This window comes from Tissierellales bacterium (assembly GCA_025210965.1).
Classification (GTDB): domain Bacteria; phylum Bacillota; class Clostridia; order Tissierellales; family JAOAQY01; genus JAOAQY01.
The window spans coordinates 1-13582 of record JAOAQY010000060.1 but is presented as its reverse complement, the minus strand read 5'-3'; the positions used below and the strand labels follow the sequence as shown (position 1 = coordinate 13582).

Genomic DNA, 13582 nt, shown 5'->3' with positions numbered 1-13582 from the left:
GTTAAATTTGAAGAGACAGATGAGCAGGAAACTGTTGTAATATATGAAAAATAAAGTTTGAAAGCATTTTGCTTTATATACAATTGAAGAAGAAACCTTTTAAAGAGTTCAGAGAGGCTCAAAAGGGAAGGTTTCTCCTAGAAAAAGAGGAGGAATTATTTATGTTAGAAGGATTTTCTACAGAAAAAGGAACATTTAAGAAAAGATCAATGAGAGGCGTGTTAGGAATACAGCATGTTATTGCTATGTTTGGAGCGACGGTTTTAGTCCCACTTTTGACAGGTTTTAATCCTGCAGTAGCACTTTTTTGTGCAGGGCTTGGTACTTTGCTTTTTCATTTAGTGACAAAGAAGAAGGTACCTGTGTTTTTGGGATCGAGTTTTGCATTTATTCCAGTAATCATAGCAGTAGCTAGTATGTATGGAGCTTTTGGCACAGAAGGATACAAAGAAGGTTTACAATATGCACAAGGCGGTATAATTGTAGCTGGATTATTGTATATTTTGATGTCAGGTTTGATTATGATTTTTGGAGTTGAAAAAATCAGATCATTCTTTCCACCAGTAGTCACTGGACCTATGATTGTCGTTATTGGTCTAATTTTATGCCCAGTAGCTCTTGAGATGGCATCGTCTAATTGGACGGTTGCTATTATAACACTAGGTACAGTTATAGGAGTATCAGTATTCGGAAAGGGTATGTGGAAAATCATACCAATACTTTGTGGTGTAGTAGTAGGATATATTGCAGCATTATTCTTTGGACTGGTAGATTTCGGGGCGATAAATCAAGCTAGTTGGGTTCAAGTGCCAGCTTTTCAAATGCCTAAATTTAGTTTAGCAGCAATAGCTATGATAGCACCGGTTGTTTTAGCAACATTTATGGAACATATAGGAGATATAACAACTAACGGAGCAGTAGTTGGCAAAAATTTCTTTGAAGATCCAGGTCTTCATAGAACATTACTTGGTGATGGATTAGCAACTATGATGGCAGGATTTTTAGGCGGACCAGCGAATACGACATATGGTGAAAATACAAGTGTGCTTGCTGTTACTAAAGTCTATGATCCATCGATATTAAGATTAGCAGCAGTTATTGCTATGGGAATGAGTTTTGTAGGTAAGTTTGCAGCGATACTACAGACTATACCTGTCGCAGTTATGGGTGGTGTGAGTATTGTATTGTTCGGTATGATTGCAAGTGTTGGAATAAGAACTATTGCTAGTGCAGACATTGATTTTTCTAACAATAGAAACTTGGTTATAGTATCAGTCATACTAGTGGCAGGTATTGGAACTGAAATATTAAAAATAAAATCAGGACTTTTTACAGCTGATGGAGTACAAGCTTTTGCTGGCAGCATGGGAATTCAAATTACTGACAATATACAAATTGTTGGAGTAAGTTTGGCAGCTATTATAGGCATAGTGATAAACAAAATACTTCCTGAAAATCTTGAAGAGGAAAGTGAAACTATTTCGAAAGCAGCTCAAGCAGAGGTTCAAATCTAAAATAAAAATCAGTCATCTATTTTGAATAAATAGACTTGACTGTTTTTTTGTACAAATTTGAAGGATAAAAACAATAATTTGCAAAGGAGCGAGTCGAATGCTACTTAAAAATGGAAATTACGTAAATATACGAGAACGCAAGATTGAGGAAAAAGATGTTAGAATAATCGATAGAAAAATAATAGAAATTGGGAATCAGCTACAGAGAAAAGGCGATGAAGTTGTTTTAGATATAAAAGGATTATATATGATGCCTAGTTTTGTAGATTTGCATGCGCATTTTAGAGAGCCAGGATTTGAATATAAAGAAACAATAGAAACTGGAGCAAAGGCGGCAGCTAGTGCAGGTTATACTGAAGTGTATATTATGCCAAATACAAGCCCTATTGTTGATAACGAAGACATAATACAAAAAATATTGTCAAAGACAAAAGATTTAATTGGCCCAAAACTACACATTGTTGGAGCTATAACAGAAGGTGAATTAGGGAAGAAACTAGTAGATTTGGATGGATATGTTGAGCAAGGAATATCTACAATTTCTGACGATGGGCAACCAGTTTGGGATTTGAATGTACTAGAAGAAGCTTTAGAAAAAGCGAGAGAACATAATTTACTTACAATGCTTCACTGTGAAAAGAAAGAACTTGCAATAGGAAGTGTAAATAAAGGAATAATATCAAAAATGGTTGGTGATAAAGGGATTAATAATGCATCAGAGTATCTTGCGGTTAAAGAAAGCATAGAAATTGCTGAAAAAGTGGGTGCAAGAATTCACATTTGCCATATCAGTACAAAAGAGTCAGTAGAATTGATACAGAAAGCTAAAATGCGAGGAGTTAGAGTTACCGCAGAGGTTACACCAAATCATTTGTCATTAGATGAGAGAGATGTGATTCAAAATAAAGCTATTGCTAAAATAAATCCGCCACTTAGAACTAAAGAAGATCAAGAAGTTTTGATTGATGCGTTAAATAAAGGGATAATAGATATTATAGCGACAGATCATGCACCTCATTCTAAGGAAGAGAAGCAACGAGAAATTAGTAAAGCACCATTTGGAATTTCAACATTAGATATAGCTCCTTCGATAGTATATACGCATTTAGTTAAAAAAGATAAAATGGACTTCTTTCGATGGATCGAAGTAATGGCAATTGAACCTAGGAAAATAGTTGGCATGCCGATTGTTGAGCTCATGCCAGGCGATGATGCTGATTTTTGTCTGATGGAGTTAGATCAAGAAATAAAACTAAATGAAGAGATGATTCATTCAAAAGGTAAAAATACACCGTTTTTAGAAACGAACTTGCAAGGCTGGGTTCAATATACATTTAGAAAAGGCCAGATGATATATAGGAGGGGATAATATGAATTTTACAGATAAACTTATAGAGAAAATAATTCAGACTAAAAATCCAAGTGTGGTTGGATTAGATCCGAGGTATAGTTTTGTACCAGAATATATAAAAGTAAAATACAAAAATGAGATAGATGCTATTTATGAATATAATTGTGGAATAATAGATGCAATAGAAGACTTAGTACCCGCAGTTAAACCACAACTTGCTTTTTATGAGCAATATGGCTCTAAAGGCCATGAACTCTATGAAAAAACAGTAAAATATGCAAAATCAAAGGGATTGTTAATTTTGGCAGATGCTAAAAGAGGAGATATAGGTAGTACTGCTGAGGCTTATAGTAAGGCATTTTTTACTGGAGAATCGCAAGCTGATGCGGTAACATTAAATCCTTATATGGGATTTGATACCATAAATCCATTTTTGGAGTTTGGTGGAAAAGGTGCGATAGTGCTAGTTAAAACATCAAATCCTTCATCTATTGATTTACAAAATCTAATAGTAGAAGGTAGACCGTTATACGAACATTTTGGAGAAAAACTAAATGAGTATGGGAAAAAATATCTTGGAGAAAATGGCTACAGCAGAGTTTTGGCAGTGGTTGGAGCAACATACCCTAAAGAGATGAAAAAATTAAGAGAAATAATGACTGGAACATACTTTTTGGTACCTGGATATGGAGCTCAAGGAGGAACTGCTGAAGATGTAGTAGAAGCATTTGATGATAGAGGGCTTGGAGCAATAGTGAATTCTTCAAGAGGAATAATTGCGGCTCATAAGAAATGCGAATTAGAGGATGAGACTAAATATACTGAGTGTATTAGACAAGCTGTTATAAGTATGAGAGATGAAATAAATGATGCATTGACTAGAGCTGATAAAAGATATTGGTAGGGGGATTTAATTATGAAATTTATAGAAAATTGTAGAATTGTGGATAGAAAATGGCTTACTAAAGACACTTATGAAATAGTATTTGAAACAAAAGATATAGCGAAAGAAAGTTATGCTGGACAATTTGTAGAGGTGAAGCTTGATCAATGCTTTTTAAGAAGACCAATAAGCATTGGAAAGGTTAGTGGGAACAATATTCACTTGTATGTGAAGGTAGTTGGACGCGGGACTAAGAATCTTTCGACTATTGCATTAGGAGAAGAAATTAATATAATAGGTCCACTTGGAAATACATTTTCAAAACCAAAGAACAAAAGAATAGCAGTAGTTGGAGGTGGCATAGGAATAGCGCCACTAGTTGAATATATAAGAAATATAGAGACGGATAATGAGATATATGCATTTTTGGGATATAAAGATGAATTGTTTTTGACTGATTACTTTCATGATGTGGCAGATGAAGTTTATGTAAGTGTTGAAAACAACGAAAATGGAGATGCTAGATATATTACAGAATTGCTAGAGAAAGCTATAGATGAACATATTGAGATAGATAAAATAGTGACATGTGGTCCTAGGGGAATGATGAAAGCAGTAATGCAAATTGCAGAAAAGAATAATATTGAAACAGAAGCATCTCTTGAAGAGAGAATGGGCTGTGGATTTGGAGTATGCGTAGGATGTTCTATTGAATTGCGTTCGGGTGAAATGAAAAAAGTATGTGTGGATGGACCGGTTTTTGATGCAAGTGAGGTGAATTACGATGAATGGTAAAATAGATACTTCTGTTAAAATTGGAAAATTAATTTTAAAAAATCCTGTAATACCAGCATCGGGAACTTTTGGGAATGGGTTAGAATTCGGTGAATTTTATGATGTAAACAAATTAGGAGCAATAACGGTAAAGGGAATTACTCCACTTAAACAAAAAGGGAATGCTCTTCCGAGAATTGTTGAGACGGCTTCTGGAATGTTAAATAGTGTTGGGCTTGAAAATCCTGGAATTGAAGAGTTTGTAAAAACTAAATTGCCACAGCTTAGTAGTATAAATATACCATTGATAGTAAATATTTCAGCACATAGCGTGGAAGATTATGCAAAAATGGCAAGTAGGTTACAAGAGGCAGGAGTAGAGGCTGTTGAAATTAATGTATCTTGTCCAAATGTTAGCAAAGGTGGTATTCAATTTGGAACAGATCCCGAAATGGTATATAAAGTGACAGACGCAGTTAAAAAAGTTTTTTTGGGTACTGTAATCACAAAATTAAGTCCGAATGTAACGGACATTACTATAATGGCAAAAGCGGTTGAAGAAGCAGGAGCCGATGCAGTTAGTCTTATTAATACGCTAAAGGGTATGGCTATAGACCATAGAACTGGAAAAGCTATTTTAGGCAATACCATAGGTGGATTATCGGGCCCTGCTATAAAACCAGTAGCGCTTAGAATGGTTTACGAGGTAGCAAAAACTGTTGATATTCCTATAATAGGAATGGGTGGTGTCAGATCAGCAGAAGATGCAATAGAGTTTATTATGGCTGGAGCAACGGGAGTATCAGTAGGAGCTGCTAATTTTGTTGATCCACTTTGCTGCTTAAATATAATTGACGGAATTGAAAAGTATATGATTGATAGAGCTATATCAACTTTAAGTGAAATAAGAGGATGCGTAAAGTAAATAAATATACTATAATCAGTATATGAAAGAAAGGTACTGATTATATGAAAAAGAGAATTTTGTATTTACTATTAGCGTTAATAACTATAAGTGCAGGTCTATTGTCTCGAAAGTTTGCAGATTATCTTCCTAGTATAGTAAATCTTTATCTGGGTGATGTAATGTATGCTCTCATGATGTATTGGCTAATTGGAATGCTATTTCCTAAAAAAAGTTTTGGTAGCAAGGCTTTTTTTGCTATAGTTGTGTGCTTCTGTATAGAGTTTAGTCAGATGATTGAGTTTGAATGGTTAAAGTTTGTTAGAAGTACTACATTAGGGAGACTGATTTTGGGAAGAGGATTTTTGATAAGTGATTTGATTTCTTATTTAGTGGGAGCGAGTATTGGACTGGTGATTGAAAAGACATTATATAGAGAAAAATAAAAAGGCTATTGGGAAGTCCCAATAGCCTTTTTATTTTTTAATCAAAAAACCTTCGTAGCAAACTCTGATGTAAAGCATAGCCCTTTCAACAGTCTTTTCAATTGGTTCGTCTAGCTCATGGTTTAATACTTGAGCTAAAAGACCTTTGTAAATAAATAGAATCATTTCATTAAGTGCATCTAAATCCTTCTCATACAAGAAGCCTTCTTCTACACATTGCTCCAATATTACATGTGCCCTTTCGTAAATGTTTTGCTTAGAGAGCATGGATGATACATTTCTGTCATCAATTACTATTTCTTCAGGATATAATTCATAGTAATTACTAATATAGTCATCAATTGGATTGCTCAGTTTAGCAAAAAAGATAGCGTGGTATAATTCAGGATGTCTGAATGAATGCAAACAAAAATATTCCCAAATTAAAAGGTTCTTTTCGAGCGCATTTTTACCAGGCTTAGCATATTCACCTACACTATTAGTATAGGGTTTGATAAATTTTAGAGCAGAAAGAAATATAAGATGATCCAAATTTTCAAAGTAATTGTAAATAGTAGCACTGTTATAACCTGAAACTTCTGCTATTTTTCTGATGGTAATGCCATCTATACCATCTCTTTCCATAATTTCAGATGTTGCTTCGATAAAATACTTTATAATACGATTTTTTTTGATTTTGTTTTTCGCCATAATATCACCATATCCCTAAATATTCTCATTCTAGTATAACAGATTTTGAAAGAAAAATGGAGAAAAGTCAGAAAAAAAGAAAAAAATATACTATTGATGAGCAAAAAAGTATTGATAAAAATAATTAATAAAAAAGTTTTTTAAAGTACATAGGATTTTATGAATATATAATAAAATATTATACAAAAAATATTTTTAAAAAAATATTTTATATCATAAATAAGTAAAATACTGGGATATGTAATAATTCAGAAAAAATAATTATGATTTTTTTCTAATTGTGATTGAATTTTAACCGTGGCTATGGTACAATGAATGTGGTTGAAAAATATTTAACAATCTTAAGAACTAGATGATTTTGTATAGTAGTTCTACATAAGGATAGTCTATATGAGAATTAATTAGTTTCTTACTTTGGCGTAAACTCAACAGAGGAAGAAGAGAAAGGAGTGTCAAAATGAAATTAGAGATTGGTAATTTCTATGTGAAAGATATCGTATTTGGAGAGAACAACTCATTTGAAAACGGTATCCTTACAATCAACAAGCAACAAGCTTTAGATTTCGTAATGGAAGATGAGCACATCACTGGAGCTGACCTTGTTATTGTAAAACCTGGCGACGAAGTTCGTTTAGTACCTGTGAAGGAGGCTATCGAGCCTAGAGTTAAGGTGGATGGAAGAACATTGTTCCCTGGAATAACTGGAGAGGTAGAGGCTGCTGGAAACGGAAGAACTCACGCTCTTAAAAACTGTAGTGTTTTAGTAGTAGGACAACACTGGGGTGGATTCCAAGATGGTTTAATTGATATGAGTGGTGAAGGTGCTAAGTACACTTATTACTCACAATTAATAAATATAGTTCTAGTTGGTTCTACAGATGAAGAATTCGAAGCTAGAGAACAACAAAAGAAAAATAAAGCACTTAGATGGGCTGGACATAAATTAGCTGAGTATGTTGGTACAATCGTTAAAGATTTAGAACCAGCAGACGTTGAAACTTACGAATTAGCACCTGTTACAAAGCGTGACGATGCTACAGCAAAACTTCCAAACGTTGTTATGGTTATGCAACCACAATCACAAATGGAAGAATTAGGATACAATGACATGGTTTATGGATGGGATATGAACAGATATTTACCAAGTTTCATGAATCCAAATGAAATTTTAGACGGAGCTTTGATTTCAGGTAGTTTCATGCCTTGTTCTTCAAAGTGGTCAACATATGACTTCCAAAACAACCCAACAATTAAGAGATTGTATGCAGAGCATGGCAAGACAATTAACTTCTTAGGAGTTATCATGTCAAATCTTAATGTTGCATTGGAACAAAAAGAAAGAGCTGCATTATTCGTAGCACAGATGGCAACATCATTAGGTGCTGACGGAGCAATCGTAGCTGAAGAGGGTTATGGTAACCCAGATGCTGACTTTATCGCTTGCTGTGTAGCATTAGAAGATGCTGGCGTTAAAACTGTTGGTATTACAAATGAGTGTACAGGTAGAGATGGTGCATCTCAACCATTAGTTACATTAGATGAAAAAGTAGATGCAATCGTATCTTGTGGTAACGTATCAGAATTGATTGAGTTACCTCCAATGAAAACTGTTATTGGTGAATTAGAAGCTCTTGCTAGAGACGGTTTATCAGGCGGTTGGGCACATGATGAAGTATTAGGTGCTTCTGTTAAAGAAGACGGATCTATCATCATGGAAAATAACGCAATGTTCTGTGGTGACCAAGTAGTAGGTTGGTCAACTAAGACAATGAAAGAATTTTAGGAGGTGAACTTGATGAAGGCAATATTATATGTTAACCAGTTTTTCGGACAAATTGGTGGAGAAGACAAAGCTGATTATGAGCCAACTATACACGAAGGTTGCGTTGGTCCAGCTATGGAATTAAATAAACAGTTGCAAAATGCGGAAGTTTCGCATACAATAATCTGTGGAGATAACTTCATGGGTTCTAATCAAGACGAAGCAGTAGAGAGAATATTAGGTATGCTAGAAGGTAAAGAATTCGATATCTTCTTTGCAGGTCCTGCATTCCAAGCTGGTCGTTATGGTAACGCTTGTGGTGTTATCTGTAAAGCAGTAAAAGAAAAATTTGGTGTTCCTGTAGTATCATCAATGCACGAAGAAAACCCTGGGGTTTTAATGTTCAAAAAAGAAATGGTTATTTTCCCAAGTGGTAAAAGTGCTGCAGCGATGAGAAAAGACATCAAAAAAATGGCGGCATATGGTGACAAAGTTCTTGCTGGCGAAAAATTAGGTACAGCAGAAGAAGAAGGTTACTATGTTAGAGGTATTAGACATCAAGTATGGTTGGAGAGCAAAAAGCCTGCAGCTGAGCGTGTTGTTGAAATGCTTCTTAAAAAATTGAATGGTGAAGAGTTCCAAACAGAACTTCCTATTCCTCAGTCTGATAGAGTTGAAATTGCAGCTCCTATTAAAGACTTGAGCAAGGCTACGATTGCACTTGTTACTACAAGTGGTATTGTACCAGTAGAAAATCCAGATAGAATCCAATCAGCATCAGCGACTCGTTGGGGACGTTACAGTGTTGAAGGATTAGATCACTTAGCTAGTGGTGTATTTAAAACAATCCATGCTGGTTTTGACCCTGCAGCTGCAGATGCAACTCCAGACGTGTGTGTACCTTTAGATGCACTTAGAGCTTACGAAAAAGAAGGCGTTATCGGTAAAGTTCATGATTACTTCTACACTACAGTAGGTACAGGAACTACAGAAGCTGAAGCGGCTAGAATGGCTAAAGAAATGGTTGAATACTTTAAAGAAGCAGGTGTAGATGGCGTTATTATGACTTCTACTTGAGGTACTTGTACACGTTGCGGTGCAACGATGGTAAAAGAAATTGAAAGAGCTGGATTCCCAGTAGTTCAAATGGCGAACTTAGTTCCAGTTGCTAAGACTGTTGGAGCTAACAAAATTGTTCCAACTATCTCGATCCCATATCCATTAGGAGATCCTGCTACAAGTGAAGCAGAGCAATGGAAATTGAGACACCACAGAGTAGGAGTAGCTTTAGAAGCTTTAACAGTAGATGTTAAAGAGCAAACAGTATTTAAAGTTAAATTCTAGGAGGGTTATCAATGTTAGCAGTAGATAAGAAAACGTTTGAACCAGAAGTATTAGAAGCAGAAGGTTATGTATTTGTAGATTTTTGGAGTGAAAGTTGCGGTCCTTGTAAAGCATTAATGCCAGGCGTAATTGAGCTTTCAGAAAAATACGGTGAAGGCATGAAGTTTTGTAAAATGGATGCTTCAAAAGCAAGAAGAGTTGCAATTAAACAAAAAGTTTTAGGTTTACCAACTATGACTGTTTACAAAGACGGAGAAAAAGTTGATGAATTAACTAAAGACGATGCAACACTTGAGAACATCGAAGCGATGATCAAGAAATATATCTAAGATATATTAATTAATACAAGAATATAAAAAGAATAGAGAATCTCGGTAGGTTCTTGATGCGGATAAACAGGAGCCTGCCGGATTTGGATAATATCGAAAGGAAGTGTAGTAATGGGTAGATTTGATGGCAAAAAAGTTGTAATCATTGGCGACAGAGATGGTATACCAGGTCCAGCAATTGAAGAATGTTTAAAATCAACTGAAGCGGAGGTAGTGTTCTCTTCGACAGAGTGTTTTGTCTGAACGGCTGCAGGTGCGATGGATTTGGAAAATCAAAAAAGAGTAAAAGATTTCGCTGATCAATATGGAGCAGAAAATGTAGTAGTATTAGTTGGAGCAGCTGAAGGTGAAGCTGCAGGTCTTGCTGCTGAAACAGTAACAGCTGGTGACCCAACATTTGCTGGTCCTTTAGCAGGAGTAGCATTAGGATTAGGTGTATATCACGTAGTTGAGCCTGAGTTCAAAGACGAAGTAGACGCAGAAGTTTACGACGAACAAGTTGGAATGATGGAAATGGTTCTTGACGTAGATGATATCATCGAAGAAATGCAAGAAATTCGTAACGAATTCTGCAAATTCAATGACTAAGACTAATATGTAAATCCATAGGGGGTGAAAGTATTCACTCCCTTTTTGGAGATATATTAAATTTATTTATAATACAAAAATAAAATAATTAGATACATCCAAGAGGAGGAAAACAAAATGTCTTTTGCAGTAGTAAAAGGAGCAGGTTATATCCTAGCTCACACACCAGATATGGTCATCCACAATGGAACGACTCAAACAACTGAAAGAATTGTTAACCCAGATTCTGAATATTTAAAGGAACTTCCAAAGCACTTAAGAAGCTTTGAAGAGGTAGTTGGATATTATCCAAACCAAACTTATATCGGAAATGTTACACCAGCAGAGCTTGGAGAAATCGAAAAGCCATGGTGCAAGCAAAACATGGAAAATGCTGATAGATATGGTAAATTCGGTGAATTGATGCCACAAGACGAGTTTATAGGACTTATGAAAATATCAGACGTTTTTGATTTAGTATTATTAGAAAAGGATTTCACAGCTAGCGTTAAAGAAGCTTTAACAAACCATCCATTAATTAGCGATGAGTTAGTAGCTAAATTAGGCGAAGGTGTTGAAGCAGCTCAGATAGAATCATTAGTAAATGATGAGCATTCAGAACCTTTCTACAATGATCACAAATTAGTTGGTTGTGTAAAGAGAGCTCATGATGTTGATACTAACTTGACAGCACATACAATCTTTGAAAACTTGGTTGTAAAAGCGTCAGGTGTTTTGTCATTATTAAACTTATTGGACAAAAATGATATAGATCCTGCTGATGTAGACTATGTAATCGAATGTTCAGAAGAAGCGTGTGGAGACATGAACCAAAGAGGTGGCGGTAACTTCGCTAAGTCAATCGCTGAAATGTGTGGTTGTGTAAACGCAACTGGTTCTGATACAAGAGGTTTCTGTGCTGCACCAACTCATGCTCTTATAGAAGCAGCTAGTTTTGTAAAAGCTGGTACACATAAGAACGTTGTAATGGTAGCAGGTGGAGCTTCAGCTAAACTTGGTATGAACGGTAAAGATCACGTTAAGAAAGAGTTACCAATTCTTGAAGATACAGTGGGTGGATTTGCTATATTGCTTAGCGAAAACGACGGTGTTAACCCAGTTGTTAGAACTGACATGATGGGTAAACATACAGTTGGTACAGGTTCATCTCCTCAAGCTGTTATCACATCACTTATAACTCAACCTCTTGATAAAGCAGGATTGAAAATAACTGATGTTGATAAGTATTCAGTAGAGATGCAAAACCCAGATATCACTAAGCCAGCAGGTGCTGGAGATGTTCCAGAAGCGAACTACAAAATGATTGCAGCTTTAGGCGTAAAAAGAGGCGACTTAGAAAGAGCTGATATCAAGACTTTTGCTGCTAAGCATGGTATGCAAGGTTGGGCTCCAACTCAAGGTCATATTCCATCAGGAGTTCCTTACTTAGGATTTGCTATAGATGATATGACAACTGGCGATGTAAACAGAGCTATGATCGTTGGTAAAGGAAGTTTATTCTTAGGAAGAATGACTAACTTATTTGACGGAGTTTCAGTAATCTTAGAAAGAAATACTGGAGAAGTAGAAAGCGGAGAAGGCGTTTCTAAAGAAAGCATCAAGCAAATTATGGCTGAAGCTATCAGAGAAATGGCAGCCGGACTATCAGCTGAATAGAGGTGAGATAATGAGTGACCAAAAGGTAAAAGCAATGATTAGCTCTACACTTAATGAAATAGCAAACGCTATTGAAAGTGGAGAGTTTGGCGAAAAAACACGAGTAGGAATTACTCTATTGGGCAGTGAGCACGGTGTTGAGAATATCTTAAAGGGAGCAGAATTAGCTCAAAAAAGAGATAGTTCAATAGAAGTAGTATTAATCGGACCAAAAGTTGAAACAGATTTAAGAATTGTTGAAGTTGCTACTGAAGAAGAGCAACACAAGAAAATGGAACAACTTTTGGATTCAGGTGAGATTGATAGTGCTGTAACTATGCACTATAGTTTCCCAATAGGTGTATCTACAGTAGGTAGAGTAATAACTCCAGCAACAGGTAAAGAAATGGTGATTGCAACAACTACAGGTACATCATCAACTCACCGTGTTGAGGGTATGGTAAAGAATGGTCTTTACGGTGTTGTTACTGCTAAAGCACTTGGAATTGAAAATCCAACAGTTGGTATTTTGAATGTTGATGGTGCTAGACAAACTGAAAATGCACTTAGAGAATTAAAGGGCAACGGTTATGACCTTACATTTGCAGAGTCAGCACGTGCTGATGGCGGAATCGTAATGAGAGGTAATGACTTATTGATGGGAACACCAGATGTAATGATTACGGACAGTTTAACAGGAAACTTGTTAATGAAAATGTTCTCTTCATTCACTACAGGCGGAAGCTATGAAGCAATGGGCTTTGGCTATGGTCCTGGTGTTGGCGATGGATATGGTCGAACTATCATGATTATCTCTAGAGCGTCAGGTACTCCAGTAGTAGCAAATGCTATTGCATATGGTGCAGATGTAGCTAAGGGTAAAATAAAGGAAATATCAAAAGATGAATTTGCAAAAGCTAAAAAGGCGGATTTAGCTGGCGTATTAGCAAAATTAACGAAAGAAAAGAAAAAATCTTCAGAAGAAGAAGTTGTAGCTCCAGCGAAAGAAGTAGTAACTGGAACAATTGGTGGAATTGACATCATTGACTTGGAAGACGCTGTTCAAGCACTTTGGAAAGCAGGAATTTATGCTGAAAGTGGAATGGGTTGTACAGGTCCTATGGTTATGGTTAACGAAGCTAAATTGGGAGCTGCAATGGAAACATTGGCAAAAGAAGGATACGTGAGTCAAGAATCACAATCTTGCTAATTAATTTTTAATGTCAAGGGTGGCGCAAGGTAAAAAATTATATAAGGGAGTGAACCATTTGAACAATCAAGCGAAACAAAGTAATAATATGGTATTCTATTTATCACTAGTATTGACACTAGTAATTACAGCTATAGCTGCAATTTTTCCAG

General features: G+C 35.8%; 13 protein-coding genes. 12 read left to right on the top strand and 1 reads right to left on the bottom strand.

What is annotated here, in order from left to right; translation table 11 throughout:
- The first annotated feature begins 161 nt into the window (after window positions 1-161).
- The 6 genes from N4A40_04280 (at window position 162) to N4A40_04255 (ending at window position 5872) form a co-directional block, all read left to right on the top strand.
- A complete protein-coding gene (locus tag N4A40_04280; GenBank protein ID MCT4661057.1) occupies window positions 162-1514 on the top strand; it encodes an NCS2 family nucleobase:cation symporter in 1353 nt (450 codons plus the stop codon).
- A 97-nt stretch (window positions 1515-1611) separates the two neighbouring features.
- Entirely contained in the window at window positions 1612-2883 is a 1272-nt protein-coding gene (locus N4A40_04275; protein ID MCT4661056.1) for a dihydroorotase, read from the top strand.
- A gap of 1 nt (window position 2884) precedes the next feature.
- On the top strand, window positions 2885-3769 hold the full coding sequence (pyrF, locus tag N4A40_04270; protein MCT4661055.1) for an orotidine-5'-phosphate decarboxylase: 885 nt from the start codon (window positions 2885-2887) through the stop codon (window positions 3767-3769).
- A gap of 12 nt (window positions 3770-3781) precedes the next feature.
- A complete protein-coding gene (locus N4A40_04265; protein ID MCT4661054.1) occupies window positions 3782-4543 on the top strand; it encodes a dihydroorotate dehydrogenase electron transfer subunit in 762 nt (253 codons plus the stop codon).
- The gene (locus N4A40_04260) at window positions 4533-5447 is read left to right on the top strand and encodes a dihydroorotate dehydrogenase (GenBank protein ID MCT4661053.1); all 915 of its coding nucleotides are present in this window, start codon (window positions 4533-4535) and stop codon (window positions 5445-5447) included. The genes N4A40_04265 and N4A40_04260 overlap by 11 nt, the downstream gene beginning before the upstream one ends.
- A gap of 44 nt (window positions 5448-5491) precedes the next feature.
- Window positions 5492-5872 carry a DUF2809 domain-containing protein gene (locus N4A40_04255; GenBank protein MCT4661052.1) on the top strand — a complete coding sequence of 127 codons (381 nt, stop codon included), beginning with the start codon at window positions 5492-5494 and terminating at the stop codon, window positions 5870-5872.
- A gap of 30 nt (window positions 5873-5902) precedes the next feature.
- Here N4A40_04255 and N4A40_04250 read toward each other — a convergent pair whose 3' ends face one another.
- Window positions 5903-6562 (bottom strand): TetR/AcrR family transcriptional regulator, encoded by a 660-nt coding sequence (locus N4A40_04250; protein ID MCT4661051.1) that lies wholly within the window; start codon window positions 6560-6562, stop codon window positions 5903-5905.
- Between the two features lie 457 nt (window positions 6563-7019).
- Between N4A40_04250 and N4A40_04245 the strand changes: the two genes are divergently transcribed.
- The 6 genes from N4A40_04245 (at window position 7020) to grdD (ending at window position 13430) form a co-directional block, all read left to right on the top strand.
- On the top strand, window positions 7020-8345 hold the full coding sequence (locus N4A40_04245) for a glycine/sarcosine/betaine reductase component B subunit (GenBank protein MCT4661050.1): 1326 nt from the start codon (window positions 7020-7022) through the stop codon (window positions 8343-8345).
- A 9-nt stretch (window positions 8346-8354) separates the two neighbouring features.
- Complete coding sequence (gene grdH / locus N4A40_04240) at window positions 8355-9668, top strand: betaine reductase selenoprotein B (GenBank protein ID MCT4661049.1); 1314 nt, start codon at window positions 8355-8357, stop codon at window positions 9666-9668.
- A gap of 11 nt (window positions 9669-9679) precedes the next feature.
- Complete coding sequence (locus N4A40_04235) at window positions 9680-9997, top strand: thioredoxin family protein (protein MCT4661048.1); 318 nt, start codon at window positions 9680-9682, stop codon at window positions 9995-9997.
- A gap of 111 nt (window positions 9998-10108) precedes the next feature.
- The gene (gene grdA / locus N4A40_04230; GenBank protein MCT4661047.1) at window positions 10109-10585 is read left to right on the top strand and encodes a glycine/sarcosine/betaine reductase complex selenoprotein A; all 477 of its coding nucleotides are present in this window, start codon (window positions 10109-10111) and stop codon (window positions 10583-10585) included.
- 117 nt (window positions 10586-10702) lie between these two features.
- A complete protein-coding gene (gene grdC / locus N4A40_04225) occupies window positions 10703-12241 on the top strand; it encodes a glycine/sarcosine/betaine reductase complex component C subunit beta (GenBank protein ID MCT4661046.1) in 1539 nt (512 codons plus the stop codon).
- A 10-nt stretch (window positions 12242-12251) separates the two neighbouring features.
- Window positions 12252-13430, top strand: coding sequence for a glycine/sarcosine/betaine reductase complex component C subunit alpha (grdD, locus tag N4A40_04220; GenBank protein MCT4661045.1), 1179 nt, complete (start codon window positions 12252-12254; stop codon window positions 13428-13430).
- Window positions 13431-13582 lie beyond the last annotated feature (152 nt).